Genomic DNA, 17567 nt, shown 5'->3' with positions numbered 1-17567 from the left:
GTCCCTCATTTCAATAGATGCTGCTAAATTCTCTAGTTGAGCAATTAACGTTTAAATCCTAATAGAGCAATCATTATAAATCCCATGTTCATTCAGCCAGTTCAATATCTCCTCTGTTAAAATTGACAAAGGTGCTCCAGTTGAACTTCCTGCCAACCTGAGAAAGTGTAATACTTCCGTGGGAACGTCCCCCTGACCAAACTTCTTCCAAAGTTGATGCAGCACTTTACTCATTTCTTTCAATTTTTCGATTTCAGCACTATCAATCGGTAAGTTGTTCATATGAGTTCGTAATGAAGCCATATGTTGCTCTATGAGTTCAGTTTCCCGTTTGAAAGCCGGAACTTTCTTGAATATATTTAAAGTATCTTGCTGTATATAAGGCATTAATCCTTCGATATATATTTTCCATTCTTGCAGTAACCCTTGGCAAACTGATGTCACAGTAGTAATAATAGCCTTTATAAATGTTTGGAAAGATGTCTTCTCCAAAACTAACTGCGGATTTTCAATAAATAATTGCTGTTTATGTTTTGCTATTTCTTCGATCGGGCTAAGTATCTCTCCAAATTTGGGACAAGGTATACCCGCATCACGCATTAACAAGTATTTAGACCGGATCTTTGCTAATTCTATAAGGGCATTACGAAGTTCAAAGTGACGTGTTTTAAACAACTGAATTTGTTCTTTATTCTCTTCTAATAACTTTTTTCTCTCTACTAACTCGATAAATGTTGCCGATTTTACAGCAAGCATTTTCCCATCTCCTTCAAAAAGATTTTAACGCTAACTCAACCAAAGCTAAATCTTTTTGTATATCATTTCTAATTTTTTCAATTTCCTGCACTGATTCATCGCCCTGTAGTTGTACCAGATCATTTTCAACTTTTTTAGTAGATTGCTCTAGAAATTTTTCTATTACTGTTAAGCTACTTGTAATATCAGATATATGTTTCGTAGGCAATTTACCTAAAGAAACTGCCAATTCTAAACCTTGTTTATTTTCATTTTCACTAATAACTCGTACCAAGTTGCTGATGGATCTAGCTTCTAGAGCAGCCGTGGCCGCCTGTATTTCATTTTGATCTCCGCGTAATGTTGCAGATGAAATAGCCGTTTTTATTGCTTGATTCACCTGCACAGCAGTCACCTTTCCGTCCAACGCGTCCCCAAGGGTTTCCTTCATTCTTTCAGTCCACTTCAATTTATCTTGTTGCTCGGACTCTAGCACCTGACATACTTGCTTTTTTAACATATCGGAGCATTTTATTAATTTGTCAAATGCACCTATCTTATCATCTGGAGGTAAGGTTAAATTACTCAGTTCCAAATTTAGAACATGATTATACACGATTGAAGCATCTACCAATCTCACACGCTTTGTGGTTTCACCTTTTATAATAGACAGCCTTGCTAAGGCTATACTTTTTATTTCATCTCTATGAAGAAGTAATAATTCGAGTAATTTGGTCCACTCTGATGTCCTTACGCCGCTTGGTATAGAGATAGGGTTAAACAGTACTTCAGTTATACCTTCAGGAGAATTATTCTTAACGGCACCCCCTATTGCGGCTGTGATTGCGAGCACATCCAACGCCAGAGGAAGCGGGTCAAATCCTTCATGACTCAAAGGAATCTCACGCATCTGCTTAATTAGCATAGAACACCATCGTTCAAGATAACGGGCAGAATAACGTAAAAAATCAGATCCTTTGTTAAATTCCCAGTGCTTATAATGTTGGTAGTAGATCAATCCTTGAAGAGTAAGTGCCGTATCTTTTCGTTCACTTTCCCTAAACGGTAAATTCAAACGAATTTGACCTAAGGCGTGCTTTTGCTGTGTAGATTGAGATTCAAAATAAATACTTCGTTTTGACCATAGGCCGTTATCTTGAAACCATTTCTCATTTATTTGCTCAAAATCCCAGTTAATATAATTATTAATTGCCTCGAATAAAATATCACGCATAGCTTGTGTATGACTTTGACTTAAAGATCCTCCATTAGCCCATTGATCGAGTATCTGTATGCGTTCCAATATGGATTGCGGTAATTCCACTTCAAGTGGTCTTGATTTAAACTCACTTGTCTGTTCATGATTTTGCTTATTGTCCAGAAGCCCTTCATTCAATGGAGACTCATCTTTTGACACCTGATCAGCTTTAAATTCTCCGCTTGCTTGTTGCCTTATTACCTCCTCTTGTAAAAAAGCTTTAGGAATTTGTAGAGCAGGAAGGTTGAATGCTTCATGAATAAAAGGATGGAAATCAACTACTTCGTATTCTTCTGTCCACAATTCAATTAAAGCTAGTCGTCGGTCATAATGAACTGGATCAAGGCGTTCTATTTCATTTTGAGCGATTGTGGAGAGTCGGTTTATGGACTTGCCGCCAAAATGGTCGAATAACGCCGATGAAGGGAATTGCCCTTCTCGTATCGGTTCTGCGTAATTCTCTACAATATAGCGCAATACTTTTCCTATTAAGAGACGCGGATTGAAGTTCTCCTCTTTAGTTCCTCTCTTGTACATTGTGTAAAGCGCCTTTTTGTTGAAAGGATACAATCCAATCCCATCTGATTGTCCGAATGCTTCATGACATGATTCAATAAAAGTGCAGTCCTCACATGCAGACCTCAACGGCTTAGTGTTATCTTTCTCTAAAGCCCACTGCCTAATATCTTGCTCAGGAGTACGCAAAGCATTTAGGTATTTGGCAGAAAATCTCTCTACCTCTTCCTGTGGCACTAAGTCTTCCCCTACATCAAGCGTTACCCTAAAGGATATTCTTGTTAGGACAGTATCCTCGAACCTTTGAAAATACCCAGTTGTACAACCAAGAGCAACGCGCATATTACATAGATTGTCTTCTTCATCTTCTAATGCTTTGGTATCATTACCTTTAGCAGATGTATAGATAAGCGCATCAAGCAATTGATAGTCTATGCCTTGTAGTACAGTAAAATCTTCTATGAGCAAAATAAGTTCAATGTTTTTAGCCGCTAATTCAATGCGTACCTGTTTCATGATTTTCACTAAATCCGTGCTAGACAAGCTGAGCATTGTAGAAATTGCTTGATCCAAATTTTGATTAATCCATTCCACTGCCTGTTGCTGTAAAGGATAATCTGCTACAAGTTCACCATAAACACTCTTAGTATCTTCACTAGCACGGTTAATATAGGCTAGATTTATCGGTAAATCCTGAATAGTAAATTCTCGACGTTCATTTAAACGGCCTCCGTTACCACCAACAATATGTTCGGCCAACTGATGGATAATACCATCTTCTTTAAACCACTCGGGAATGAATGCAGGATCACGAAATAGATGAGGTAGACTTTCCATGAGATACAATTCAGCATCTGTTAAACGTTCAACCGCATGGTTACCGTTCTTACCAATCGAAAGAGTAATGTTGTTATGTAATATTTCTTTTGCTTGTTCGGACGTTATATTGCCCACTGAATGTCGCACACGTTGCCGATACTCCTCAAATATAGGGTCTTCAAGATCCTCCAATATCATAAGGATGATTTCTTTAAGGTTTGTTAACCTAGGAATAAGCAGGACCTTACGGCCTTCTTTATCTATCTTTGCATGTAACCAGCGAACAAGATGTGATTTTCCCGTTCCTGATTCTCCAAGAATAGGAACAAAAGTTTGATCTTTACCAGACGTAAAGTTATTTAAAAAAGTCGCCTCATCGTACGGGGCACCTTTGTCGTGAACTTTTGGACTTGCAGTCTGTTTGTACATCTTAATTGGATGGTGGGTAGCGAGAAATAAGTGCTGCTGAACATGCAGCGCATCTTTATCCATCACTTTATATACCTGCTCCGTCTGCCAACATAACAACGGCTTCAAATCTCGTCCTCCTTTCCATTCCATGTTATTTCAGAATAACGGTGTTTTTGCTCTTGTACTGTTAATATGTAGACGTCTGCATCTGATCTCATTCTCAAATCAACTACGCCTTCATCTTGTAATCTTAGCCAAGCAAAAGAAGTTGTTTGCGATAAGTGACCTGCAAGTAGTGCTTCTGTGCCATAGGTATTCTTCATCTTTTCTCGATAACTTCCATGCTCGAATACGGGGCATAACTTTGCCAATCTATGAACAATCGTATCTATAAAATGCGTTCGACTGTCATGAAATAGCTCGGGTAGAAGGTGCCGAATTACTTTTGTAGGGTCTGGCATCAGTTGTTTCCATATGCGAGTAGTAAAGCCTAAATAAAGAGACCAATCCTCAAACTGACCGTAACGTGCATCACTAGAACATTCCATTTTGTCTTTTAATTGCTTTAACAAAGCTTCCTCAACTTCTTTCCAACTACCAGGAGCCCGATATGGGTTCTGTGTCAAGTACCATGCAATGATTCTGCCTAAATCTTCATTTTGTCCCTCCTCTGAAACTAAGGCTCTTTTTCTAATGACATGCGGCAGTTGAATAGCTACTTCGAAAGATAATGATCCCTTTGAAATTGATGTATCAGTTATTTCAAGGAAATTATTCTCTTGCTTCATAAGTCCAAGTGAGATCATCTCAGGAATTGTTTTCCCAATAAAATCTGTTTCAGTACGCTCGGAATTTGGAGAAGCAAATGCAGCCGGCATAATCATCTTCTTTAGTGAATCAATTTCTAATCGTTGCCCATGCATTTGAGCCATCAGTGCATAAATAGCGTATATACGTGCTGGGGATGCCTCAGGTGTTTTAATCAAACTCATATTCCAACCTCCTGTCTAAAAACATCATACTGATAAAATCGTATATTCGAGGTATTTTGCAACATCGTTGCAGGACGCAATGGATTCTCCATTGTGTTCGAAACTATAAAAATAACAGGGTGTTCCTTGGCGGTTGGCTGCGCCATCCAACGAAAAACATTTACTGAATCTTCTGGCTGTTCATTAATAACGAGTGTAGGTAACTGCCACTTCATACGTGCAAGACGTGTATGTTCATTTAAAGAAGATGTAAAGAAAATATGACGTCTTGACATCGCTTCATGTTCCTTTATCCATTGAATCCAATTTGAATCTGCTACGATATGACGTATTCCTTGATGTAGAAACCATTGGATGGTCCTAAACATATTTTGTTTTTCTCGCATGCTGTACGTATTTTGCAAACTTCCTTTTGTTTCCTTAAACAATAACAACTGATGTTGGACAGGGTCCAAATATCTTTGCAGTAATTTTGTTGTAGTGTTTTCTGCAGGCCATTGAAGCGGGTATGATACACCTGGAACTCCTCTAGGAAGCCTGTTCTCTCTTCGACATGTCGGACATCCTCCACAAGCCGGTACAGCGGTGACAGAATTTTTTGTATCTATTCCATCAGCATGACCACTAATAGAATAGAGGTCTTTTAACACATCAGAAACACATTCTTCGCCTTTCAATAATCTATCAATAAGATCAAATTCTTCTCTATCATTTCTTCTGCTCGACTTTCTGTAATTTTCCACCTCATTCCAGAAACTCTCTTCTTGATGATGATGTTTTAAAATCCGCACAACTCGAAAAATTTTATCATTTGAATCCGAAGGTTGCCCTCTTACTCCCCAATCAAATTCAATTACCCCCATACGAGACATCATTGTTAAAATACGAAGGTTCCACTGTTCGTTATAATCATTTCTGCCATTAATTCTTTTGGAGCGCTTACCAATCGTGAATAGAAAAGTATTTATTTCCCCTGGAAGTTGCTGTTTTCGTGCAAACATCCGGTCCCAACGAAGACGGCCTTTTTCTATCCCAATCAACTGAGCGGCACTCATTCTTCTTCCACGGCTAACATCTTCTTCATCATAAATTAGAAGTGAGAGGCATGCATTCCCGTCTCGCCCACCACGGCCTACCTCTTGATAAAAGCGGTCTATGCTCTCGGGAATACAGACATGGATAATCGCACGAACCTCCGCTTGGTCAACGCCCAGCCCAAATGCTGATGTAGCAACAACGATATCCAACTGCCTTTCGCTCCATGCTTGAATAATCGCTTCTCTATCACCTTGCCCTGTATTTCCATGAAAAACACGAATTCGTTTGTATCCATCTGCCAGAATTGCAGCATATAAATCTTCGGCATCCTTAACCTCAGTGGTATAAACGATAAGAGGACGCGGTAACCTTTGGATTGCCTCCAACATCTTATTAATTTTCTCAGTTCTACTTAAACACTTGGTCATCCAATAAGCCGGTTCTGGTCGAAGAGTTACCGATGAGAACATTTGAAGTTGCACAGGACTACCGAATAGAACTTGTAATATTTCCAAACAATCTTCGGTCACAGTTGCAGAAAGTAGTAACGTACGGAATGGAGTAACTGAATGACGCAACATCATCTTGCGCCATCCTGCAAGCTCTTGAAAAGCAGGGCGAAATCCCTCGCCCCAGCCTGAAACAATATGTGCTTCATCAATGACTAACATTTTGAAATAACCACGCTCAGCAGCAATCTGCAGTGAATAATCTAATGATTCAAGTACACTTTCAGGAGAAGCAAATACGACTCGTTGTGTTCCATCCATAATTGCTGCTTGAATTTCTTTATTTTCTTTTTGTCTTGAACTGCTAGAGAAATATGCAGATGGCCGATTAATCAGCGGCATTAATGCACGTTCCTGATCCAAAGCTAGTGCGACGGTCGGTACAACGACGAGCGTAACGCCATTTTGTCTAGAGTAAAGAAGGGCTGGCAATTGACCACACAGACTTTTTCCAGTTCCAGTAGGCAGGTTTAATAATATTGTTGCATCTTGAGGTGAAGTAAGAATAGTGCGCACCGCGGCACGTTGTGCACTACATCGGTAATTTAGTCTATTGACTTCCTCTAAAAATGGGTCTCCTTCTACTTCCTTCATCTCATTACGTGGTTTCAAAGCAAACAACGGCCTTTCGGGACCTATTTCTTCGGCTTGTGGGAGCCATTTAGGCAACCAAGTCTCGGCACACACTAAGTACGAATCCTGCTTTTCATCAAATATAACGATTCCAACTAATTGATACATTAATTCATTCGGCCAGTAGGCCCCGCGAGGGACACGCAATAATATGCGTCGCCCTTCATTTATTTCAGATTCATAGCGTAAAACACCTCGAATCAGAGCTGCTATGTCCATTCCAACGGCACCACTCTTGATTGCCTTAACAAGTCTTATAATAAAGGGATTACTTGGTTCAAAGTTGAAGCTTCCATTGAGAATCCATTCTTGCAGTTCATCAAATTCGTTCAAAATGTTCTCCCTCCTTTTTTTCTAGTCTTTAACAATTCCCTTCCTGATAAAATTATAAATCCTGCCGAATCCAACTGAATTTGGGGTTGCTTAATACCCTGGACTAGAGCTTCATACTGCTCCTCATCAAATTTGTCACAATTCGCCAAATCACCTTCGAACAGTTTTCTCATTTCCATTTGAACTTTTAAATAATTGAAATGGGCAGTTGCAATTTCCGCTTTTGTTCGACACTCCTCAATAAATTCAGGGTCTTCATTTAAATATTGGAGCGACTGGGATGAAATCATAGCACATATCTTCTGCCATTGCTTTGTCGAAAAAGTATCACGTATTACTTGTAATCTATCTTTTATTATACTCGTATCCGTTCCACCGTCTTCTACATCACAATAGGATCCAGCCAGCAAATACTCATGTTCGTCATCTACTCTATTACCTTGATAATCAAGTATAACTTCAACATAAGTAGGTTTGAAAAACTTATCCAATAGTCTCTGGTATACTTTTAAATCCACTCGGAGACCCCTTGCCTCCAATAAATTTATTAAAGGTTTAAGATCCCCTTCTACAATGTAATGGAGGCGAAAGCCCAGCCAATCTGTATCTTGTGTCCAAGACTTTACTTTCCTCCAAAATGCATAGCTTTGACCGCGATCATCCTTACGTAAATACCCACTAAGTACATCAAAGAATGGATCTCCCAGACGGAACAATTTGTTGTTGTTGTTTTTAATGACTATTTCACGATCAAAACAACCTGGTCTTTCCATTTGTTCATTCAGAGCAACCAAATGTTGCGTAGGTAAAAGCGTGCCTGAAGCAGGCTTGTAGATAATTTGGCCTCCATTCTCAATTTTTTTAAATCTCATGGCTTCACATACCCAAGGCTCAATTGATTGCTGTATTCTCTCTGGGTTACTTTCGTAAAGAACTAATTGATCAAAGAAATCACTTGCCTGTTGCTCATAAACATCAATTTCATCAATAATCTGTTGTTCAGCAATTCGCACTTTCTCATCATGAATATTAGTGTGCATTCCCTCTATACTCTTTTCTAACCCTGGCAACCCATTCATATAAAGATTACGTAAAACATCAGGCAGGATAGCATCAATAAAAAATTGCAAAGATGATATTGAATCGTTATAAATATTTAAGCCCTCTTTCAAAAATCGATGCCATCCCCACTGATAATTGACTTCTGTATCAGGTCCAGTTAGAACTGATATTCGAAATGGCTTATTACGCCCTAAACGATCAAGCCGTCCTATGCGCTGTTCCAATTGATTTGGAGCGAATGGCAGATCGTAATGAATCATTTCATCAGCAAACTGAAAATTACGACCAATTTCACCTGTTTTATCACACACGAGTATTTGACACTCGCTTTTATCACGAAAGTTAGTTGTAACTAATTCAATTTGTTCTCTTTTCAATCCCATAAAATAGCCGTCTACAGCTTTATCACCAAATACTTTTTTTAAAAATTGAGTAACATGCTTGCAGACACGAGTATGTTGAGTGAATACTACAATTTTACGAGGGGACATTTTTTTGTGTTGTGCCCGTTTTTGAGTATGTTGAATCATTGTAGCTAGTAATTGATTTTTATCCCCCATTTCACTTGAGTAAGCTAATACTCTCAATAGGCGATCCAACATTTCTGGTTCTCCCTCGAAATGCGGAGTCTCAACAAGATACTGCAAATTAATTTCACTGAAGATATCAGACATATCTTCTATTAGTTTTCGTTCTTTACGAATTATAACTACATCACGAAGTAGATTTTCATCAGTGCATACCGCTTCAAGAAGAGACATCCAAATACTAAGACGAGGGGAAGTGACAGCATCTTCATCCTCCCATACTTCTCTCTCTGCTGCCCACGATTCTATACGATGGTCATCCAAAATAAGATGAATCTCTTCCGTTCTTTCATCCAGATCCCATTCTTCCATAACCGGTAACTCTCCTCTATGATACTGAAACAAGGATTTAATATTATCTCTCCGATTGCGAAGCATCCGACGATGTAATCGATAGGTTTCTGATATATGTATCCGTATTCGACGTATCAATTCCTTCCGGTTTCCTTCATGCTCAGGATCTAATGATATTTCTAATTCGTCTAATAACGACAGTAACATTTTATCTTCACTAAAGAGCATTCGAAAACTCTCAATCCGTCGCTTAATTAAGAACGGCTGCGTCTCCTCCCGGAAAGACAAGAGACTTTTACCTACTTCTTGTCTTTTATCCAACTTGTACCTAAAAGCATCAATATCCTCCAAGCGGTGTTGATCAGGAGCCAAAATATGCAGCATAGATAAAAACTCCCATTCATTGTTTAGCACTGGAGTAGCCGATAACAAAAGCAATGTTTTGGCACTATGACATATATTTTTTACAGTGTCGTAGCGTTTTTGTTTAATAGGGTCCTTAGAGAAGGCCATTCTTGCTAGTTCATGTGCCTCATCTACAATAATAATGTCTGGTATGGTGATGTATTTATTATCAAAAGATTCCAGCCCAGCAAAGTGAATGCGCCCAGGGAACTGTTCAATTAGACAACGCTGTGTTAATTCTTCTTCCCACTGGGTTAACAAAAAAGTAGGAGCCAAAATAAGTGCTTGATGATTTGGATAATCCAAAAGCTTCTGACGAAGAATAACTCCTGCTTCGATGGTTTTCCCCATTCCGACCTCATCAGCAAGTAAGTATCGAGGTATAGGATCCTCCAAGACGCGGCGAATCACTTGAACTTGATGAGGCAGTATTTCAATGCCCGAGGAGATCAGTCCCGTCATACCACTAGCAACTGCACGCTGTTCTATTAACATCTGTAAAAATGAATGGCGTCTCTGATAAAAAAAAGATGTTTCTTGTCCTAGAATTGATAACACTTCCATAGGATTCGAGGTAGACTCAGCGCATCGAACATTCAATTCATTTTCAGGAATATATGTAGAAAATGTATCTGGAAAATCAACTTCGTACTCATCATCAATTTTTCGAAGAGCTCTCCCCATCTTCCATTCTTCTTTTTCCGTATCATAGTAGTAACATCTCGTCTGGTGTTCCAATGCTACTGATTGAATATCAAGCACAGGAAACCAAGCACTCGTTTGTTTATTAATTGAGTGAAAATAGGTTACCTCAACTGTTTTTTTATCTGTGGAGATAGCACATAGTTTCCCGATTCCCATAAAATTTGAATTCACCTTAACAAATGAACCTACGTAGATTTTGGACATTCAACTGCCTCCAAGTAGAAAATTGAAATCTAGTATCCATTCACAAACTGGTGAAAAAAAATGAGACCCTACAAAAGTAGGGTCTCTCTAATTTCAAACTATTATTGATATATTTCAAGTGCCAATACGCCCTGATTGTTAGTATAATCATACCAAATACCAAGTGATTGTCAATCCCTGTATTGTAAAAATACGGGTGATAACTCTTTCAAATTACTCACATGAAAAACCAGTCCGTGCTCCGAACAAATTATATCAAACCCCTCGCTTGTTCCCCCACAACAAAGTGTGTAACTGCGGGAGAACTTTAACCTGTTTCAACTCCGATGATACCATGACTTGATTAATCAACCACTCATACCTCTCTAATAAAGCAAATACCAAACTTGCTCTATCAACTGTCGTTACATCGCTATTTCCGACCTGCAAAACCAGTCTCATGTGAGGATAGCACTTATGAACTTTTATAGCATAATGAAGATCATCTTCATCAAAAATGACTACTTTAATACATATTTCATTCGGACTATTATTCAAGTTCGTGATAACCTCATCTAATCTATCCCAATCGGTTATCATTCCTGAACTTGGTGGCTTTGGGGAAACCGTCAAGTCGTCAATATCCGCCATCCAATCTTGCCATCTGCTTCCTTGTGTTTCTAACCCAACTCGAATCCCCTTATCATGAAGCAAATCGACCAAATATCCAATATTCTTTATAATTGCTGGATTACCGCCAGAAATTGTTACATGCTCGAACGTGGTTCCACCAAGAGAATTCAATTCATCGTAAATCGCTTGAGCAGACAATTGTTTAATTTCATTCTTTGCAGAACCATCCCATGTAAAGGATGAGTCACACCATGAACAGGAATAGTCACAGCCAGCTGTCCGAACAAACATCGTTTTTTGTCCGATTACCAGACCTTCCCCCTGAACAGTTGGCCCGAATATTTCTAAAACCGGGATAGGATTTTCTTTGTGAGTCAATCTGCCATCCACTCCCGTCTTGCTTCAGCATAGCTGGTTGGCGTTTCGAATAACCGGACAAACTCAGTTTTTGCGTCCACTTCTTTTGATGAGTATTTGTTCGTACTTAGCGCCGCTTCCATCTTCTCATACAGCCAAACAACTATGTTTTCCGCAGTCGTGTTCATTAATGGCAATGTTTCATTTAGATATCTGTGGTCTAAGAATGGTTCAATTTGCTCACGCCAAATTGTTTTCAGCATGCTAAAGTCTATCGTCAGGCCAATCTCATTTGTATAGCCACTTATTCCAAAAACCACCTTATAGGTATGGCCATGTAGATTTTTGCATTTGCCTTCATAAGCATGTAAATGATGCGCGGCGTCAAAAGTGAATTCCTTACTGACCAATACTCTGCGTTGATGATATTTTAACTGATCTTCAGTAATACCCTTTCCATACTTTTGCAATGCATCTACAATGACAAATTGCCCTGGTACTTTATTCATGACATTTGCTCCGAATTTCTTGTCTGTAAAAAAGTATCCAGACCAGCTTTTCTCAACTGACAAGCTGGACAATTACCACAACCGTCACCGATAACCCCGTTATAGCAGGTTAATGTCTTCTTACGTACAAATTCAAAAGCACCTAACTGATCAGCCATCTCCCACGTCTCTGCTTTATTAATCCACATCAACGGAGTATGAATGATAAAGTTATGATCCATCGCTAAATTTAACGTTACATTTAGAGATTTAACAAAATCATCCCGGCAGTCGGGATAGCCACTGAAATCTGTTTCGCAAACACCTGTTACAATATGTCGAGCGCCTACTCCTTTAGCAAAGACCGCCGCGAAACTTAAAAACAAATGGTTTCGTCCTTCTACAAATGTGCTTGGAAGTTCGCCATCATTATGAACAATTTCTACGTCATCACGCGTCAACGCATTTTGAGTTAATTGGCCGAGTAGGCTCATATCAAGTAATGTCCATTTTACTCCTAATTCATTAGCAATTTGCTTAGCACATTCAATTTCTAATGCATGCCTTTGGCCATAATTGAAGGTGACAGCCTCCACCTCATCAAATTGCTTCATTGCCCAAAACAAACAAGTTGTACTATCTTGACCGCCACTAAATACAACAACGGCTTTTTTGTTTTTTTTATCCATTTGCTTAACCTACTTTCTTACCAGTCTCATTTTAATGATAACAGATGTGCTACCTTATCGAAAGTTGACTATTTATCGTCTCCAACAACTAACCTAATCTCTACAACATCAAATAAGTTGGGGAATTTTTCTTTAATCTCATCCAGCAGACGCTTCCATTGTATTGGAGGAAGTGTACTATATCCATTTTCGATAAGTAATCGGATATGCCGTTTTATGGAGGGTCTAATTTGTGAGCTTTCGTTGATTTTTTCTAGTAGGTGATAAATACTTTCAACATCTTCACAATCAAAATCATTTCTGATTACTTGAAGAAGGTGCAATTTGGTCTGCTCATGTTGAAGTTTTCTTTCGACCCGATCTCTTAGTTCATAGAAATCTATAGATTGCCATTCAGCAATTAAGGAACTTAATTCAGCACCAATGTGTTTCTTTTTTTTCAGACGATTTACACCATTTCCTAATCTAATCAGTAGTTTCTTTATATGCTCTAAATCCGCTAGCTTCACTTGAAGATCCAGCAGATACTTCACTAAATTTCGTGGAGTAAGAGCAAGGCAGTTTTTTAACCTTTCCAATTCCTGAATAATAATTATGAAGTTAGCTTTACTCGCCTCTAATTCAGACCAGGTTACTTCTTCCTTTTTATTGATTTTCGCTTCTTCTTGTTCATAATTTGTTTGCGCGCAACTCTCAGTGAGAAGACTTTCAACTTCAAGCATCATCTCGTCAAATTGTTTACTCAACTCTCTCATCTCACTAAATAAAATAGTAGCACTTTTATATTGAGCGGCGAGTGCTTTATCATCCAATTCTTGTTCCAGCAAAGTGTAAGCAACAAAGTCTTGTTGTGTAATACTCTTCTTCTCGCTAAAAGCTTTAATTTGTTCAGCAAGTTCTATCAATTTCAAATTATTGGAACCAAGTAAAAAAGGAATCATGTTAATCCTTTTTTCGAGTGACTGCTTAATGCTATCTTGAAGTAGTTTAAAGTATTTATGGTAACTTTCTTTCAATTGGGATAGAAATACCCCTAGAGTAGTATCTCCAATTTGATAGTGTTCTAAGATTTTCGATGGCACAAGATTCATAAACCAATAATCAAATTCTTCATTCGTCAAAACCGCTTTACTAGGTGGCTGAAAAAAGTTATCACGTAACAAGTACCAATCTGAATAACAATCCTCAAGAAGAGCTAATAACTCTGTTCGGAATGGAGAATATTCAATTACATTTGAGGCCCAAGATGATTTGCTGTATACTTGAGCATTTTGAACCCAGTTTTTCATCCCGTACACAAATACAGGAAGATTCAACCCAAGAGCCTGTTCAAGAGAATTAAGCCATTCATCATGGATTGACTCTGCTTGATGTATCCATTTAGCAATTTCATATTCATTGGAATTTTTTTGAAATATCCTTACCTTTTCTGAATACTTCATGGTTTGAAAGTTGGCTATTTGAATAGCAATAAATCCTCTGCTGACGCTTATTGTAGACTCATCCTTGTTATTCTGGAGTGAAATCGGATACTTTGTTCGATTCACAACTTCATTTCGCTGAATGGATGATGAAGTTTTGGATGTGAATGAGCGGGACATAAGAATTCCCTTTACAGCATCATGCACCAATGCAGCAACCCCGGATCTAACCGGCAATAATAATTCTTCATTTACATCTCTTCCTTCTACCCAATCTCTAACCACTGCCTTTTCATTGAAACCATTATTACTATTTTTCGGCTCATCAAGAAATTGCTGCTCATCTCTTAAGCTACTTCCAACACTATTTAGTTTCACAGTGATTTGATTATCCTTATATCCAAAGTACCTTAATAGAGGTTCAGAAATTGTAATCTTCTCGGATTCTTCAGATGCATACCATTCTGCGAGAGTTTTGATAAAAACATCCGAATGCTCAGCGAACATCTCCCTCCTTATTAGAGGAAGTATTCTACTAATATCTTTCTTGCCTCTTAGAAAAAAGCGAATAACTTCTTTACTATTCAAAATCATGTAACGTAATTTCCCTTTTCCCATTGGAATTGCATCATACGTTCTCCTTAACATATGGCTATTAAATGGAAGCAACTGAACTTCAATATCATTTAATTTAAATTCAATCTCATTTGATTCTGTGGTAACACTTGAGCATTTGTCGTAGTGCGGGCACTCAGGAGAGCATTTAAAGCCTTGTGTTGCTTTCAATTGTGTAAGGTACTTAGCCATATAAGGAATGACTTGTCCACGATCTAGGTTGAAAAAGTCTTTCCCTGAATCGTCAGATAGCCATAACTTTTTCACTCGGTCATTTATGGTGTCAAGATTTTGGATTCTTTGCGTAAGACTGAATCCTTTTTCTGTATCCTGAACCGCGCCGGGCGTAAGACCAATTACTACATCCCAATTCCCCTCTTCTAATGTAATAAGTTGATCCAAAATATTCGTTGCATAAATATTAACCGATTGTACAAGATCGTCAATAAGTAGCAATGGACGGATACCCTTGCTTTTTATCTGCTGGGATAATTGTTTAAACAGAGTCCCAATGTCCCGTCCTTCAAACAGAAAATGGTCCAGTTTCCGAGAAAGTGTTTGTTGAAATGTTGCATACTCCAGGGGGATATTAACAGTAGTGTTAGCAAGTAACGTTTCGAATTGCTCACGATGTAGAACTTCTAGTGGTTTTTTGATTCTTCCTCGTTTAACTTGAGAAGTAAATTCAACGATATTCTTCTCAATTATTGATCTTAACAATAGTGCTGCTGGAACAATTTCCTCATCGGATTCTAGCGATTCGGCAAGTGCCGTCCAGACCATTTGGTTAACAAGCGTAATAGGCTTTTTGAGTAATAGCCCCCACTTATCTTCGTCAATACAAACATCTAATGACAAATTTAATGCGTCTAAACATTTTTTGATTAGTGTCTGTGGGTTTAACTCTGTCCGTGAAATTCTTACCACCGGTCGTTCAGATACTTCCACTAACCATTTATCTTTTAGCCAACGAAGCAGTTCAGATTTCCCTGATCCCGTCGAGCCAAATACTAAATAAACCCTATTGCCATCGGAATCAACCTCTTTGAGTTCTTCCAGCAATTCGCCTTCCGTAACCTCAGCGATCAGTTCGTTGTCATTAAATCTATGCATTACTTGAGGGAAATGGGTTTTTCTAAAATACTCCGGTGATTGGTCGTAACGCTCATCTGCAGTGCCTACTAAAAGTTTAAGCGAATTTTTGTTGAGACAAGGTATCATTTAAATCGCATCCCCTCTCTACCTTTATCCAATTAAATTCATTTTTAGGTCCATATGATTTATAGGGTAAATCTTGCATGTAACTCAGTTTCAACTCTCCTTCTTGATGTAATGCCATTAAAGAAAAGATAACCCCTCTATATATGTTCCCTTCAGTTGTTAGGCATGGTATAACCGGATGAATTATCTTTTCACAAAAGGGATGCAATCCTCCCTCCCATGTCTCATTCCCCTTAATGATACTTTTCATTAACGAAAGCTGTGGAAGTGCATAGAAGCCTGAGTAAATACGTCTACCCAATCCCCAGCATTCCATCATTCGCTTCCACGCATTAACTTTCTCGTGCCCAACTAATGTTTTCATTAATTGGCTATTAATTTGGTAGTGAATATTACTTAAAAACAGTCTATCCGGCTTTACAAATAACTGTTCAAATAGGGAAGCGAATATTCTATCAATTGAATCGCTAGGTACATTTTCAGAAATTGAAATTTCCCTCAATTTTAAAAAAACCTCTTTGTTGCACCATGGCTTGTCTTGTAGTACAAAAAATTGAGATTTGTCTTTATATATAAACTGTAAATCCTCTAATACGATTAAACCGCATTCAATTAAAGATGTGATGTCCCCGTTGTCAACATGCTGAAATCTTGTTTTTAACTTCTTTACATCCAATCCTGGATTAATTCTTATATTCTCATAAATCACTTCAATTTCCGGTCCATAGCACATTTGAAACAACATGACCGCTCCTCCTCTTCTTATTTTCTAAAATATCGTTAAATGTTCTAAGTAAGTGGTAATAGTTATGGATTGATCTTAACTTCATATATTCTCTTGGAGATGGGACTAAGATCTGCTTTGCGTCATTTTCACATACAGGGCATTCACAATTAAGTGGATTTTCCAATCGTGGACTTGTGGGTTTAGCTCGCGATTCTGAGAGAAAAAAGGTTCTAAATGGTCTGCTATAGAACACTTGAAAGAAAGCTGCCGCCATTGTTGGTCGTGTTGAATCAAATGAACTTACGCCAATATCAACCATTGCACTAAGTTGGGGAATTCCTGTTACTCCAAACACATGCAGGTTTGAAGGCCCTACAACATCTGCTGCCCTTCTAATCATTTCAATTTGCTGCGTCTGATGTCTAAAAAGTAACGATCCAATTCCAAACTTCTTATACCCCATCTTGATCAACTCATAAGCTGAGAACTCAATACTAGCTTGGTCATAACCTTGGATGACTCCCATCGCTTGAACAGATTTCGGAAGATTATACTTATGAAAAATATTGAAATACTCATAAGCATTAAACAGTGTTCTTTCTATAGCCATGAAATGTTCAGATAAAGAAGACTTATTTAACAATGGTTCATCAAAATGAACCATTTGAACATTTGCTTTTTTTTCGCAATCTTCTAAGAGCGAGAGTTGAATATCAAAAACTTCTTTTAATAGAGGCCTAATTTTTTGTTTAACATAAAACACTGATCCACAGTCTATTATTAGCTTGCTAGGTTTATTTTTATACCTTTTCACTCCACCTCTATTGTCCGGTATAGCACTAATTAAAACTGGACATTGAGGAAAGTAATCACAAAATACTGCATCACTGTGTGACCAACCAACATAAAATTCCATATCCGATCTCCTTCTTAAGA

The 17567-nt window shown here is 38.2% G+C and carries 11 protein-coding genes; all 11 read right to left on the bottom strand.

Annotated elements, in window-relative coordinates; translation table 11 throughout:
• Nucleotides 1–51 precede the first annotated feature (51 nt).
• Nucleotides 52–756 (bottom strand): hypothetical protein, encoded by a 705-nt coding sequence (locus ACFVVF_RS12270; RefSeq protein WP_387809385.1) that lies wholly within the window; start codon nt 754–756, stop codon nt 52–54.
• 13 nt (nt 757–769) lie between these two features.
• Entirely contained in the window at nt 770–3865 is a 3096-nt protein-coding gene (gene dpdH / locus ACFVVF_RS12265; protein ID WP_387809382.1) for a protein DpdH, read from the bottom strand.
• Nucleotides 3862–4731, bottom strand: a complete 870-nt coding sequence (gene dpdG, locus ACFVVF_RS12260) for a protein DpdG (RefSeq protein WP_387809379.1) — start codon at nt 4729–4731, stop codon at nt 3862–3864. The genes dpdH and dpdG overlap by 4 nt, the downstream gene beginning before the upstream one ends.
• Nucleotides 4728–7244 carry a protein DpdF gene (dpdF, locus tag ACFVVF_RS12255; protein WP_387809376.1) on the bottom strand — a complete coding sequence of 839 codons (2517 nt, stop codon included), beginning with the start codon at nt 7242–7244 and terminating at the stop codon, nt 4728–4730. Before dpdF ends, dpdG begins: the two co-directional genes overlap by 4 nt.
• Nucleotides 7241–10501 carry a protein DpdE gene (dpdE, locus tag ACFVVF_RS12250; RefSeq protein WP_387809373.1) on the bottom strand — a complete coding sequence of 1087 codons (3261 nt, stop codon included), beginning with the start codon at nt 10499–10501 and terminating at the stop codon, nt 7241–7243. The genes dpdF and dpdE overlap by 4 nt, the downstream gene beginning before the upstream one ends.
• 255 nt (nt 10502–10756) lie before the next feature.
• Nucleotides 10757–11491: a 7-carboxy-7-deazaguanine synthase QueE gene (gene queE, locus ACFVVF_RS12245; RefSeq protein WP_387809370.1), complete on the bottom strand. Its 735-nt coding sequence runs from the start codon at nt 11489–11491 to the stop codon at nt 10757–10759.
• Nucleotides 11488–11979, bottom strand: coding sequence for a 6-carboxytetrahydropterin synthase QueD (gene queD, locus ACFVVF_RS12240; protein ID WP_387809367.1), 492 nt, complete (start codon nt 11977–11979; stop codon nt 11488–11490). The genes queE and queD overlap by 4 nt, the downstream gene beginning before the upstream one ends.
• Entirely contained in the window at nt 11976–12647 is a 672-nt protein-coding gene (gene queC / locus ACFVVF_RS12235; protein WP_387809364.1) for a 7-cyano-7-deazaguanine synthase QueC, read from the bottom strand. Before queC ends, queD begins: the two co-directional genes overlap by 4 nt.
• Nucleotides 12648–12715: 68 nt before the next feature.
• Nucleotides 12716–15904 carry a hypothetical protein gene (locus tag ACFVVF_RS12230; RefSeq protein WP_387809361.1) on the bottom strand — a complete coding sequence of 1063 codons (3189 nt, stop codon included), beginning with the start codon at nt 15902–15904 and terminating at the stop codon, nt 12716–12718.
• Nucleotides 15873–16649, bottom strand: a complete 777-nt coding sequence (locus ACFVVF_RS12225) for a hypothetical protein (protein WP_387809359.1) — start codon at nt 16647–16649, stop codon at nt 15873–15875. Before ACFVVF_RS12225 ends, ACFVVF_RS12230 begins: the two co-directional genes overlap by 32 nt.
• Nucleotides 16615–17547 carry a queuine tRNA-ribosyltransferase gene (locus ACFVVF_RS12220; protein ID WP_387809356.1) on the bottom strand — a complete coding sequence of 311 codons (933 nt, stop codon included), beginning with the start codon at nt 17545–17547 and terminating at the stop codon, nt 16615–16617. Before ACFVVF_RS12220 ends, ACFVVF_RS12225 begins: the two co-directional genes overlap by 35 nt.
• Between the last annotated feature and the right edge of the window lie 20 nt (nt 17548–17567).

Source organism: Paenibacillus sp. NPDC058174 (assembly GCF_042883865.1).
GTDB lineage: Bacteria > Bacillota > Bacilli > Paenibacillales > Paenibacillaceae > Pristimantibacillus.
Note: the sequence above shows the minus strand (reverse complement) of the source record. Positions and strands in the feature narration are given on the sequence as shown.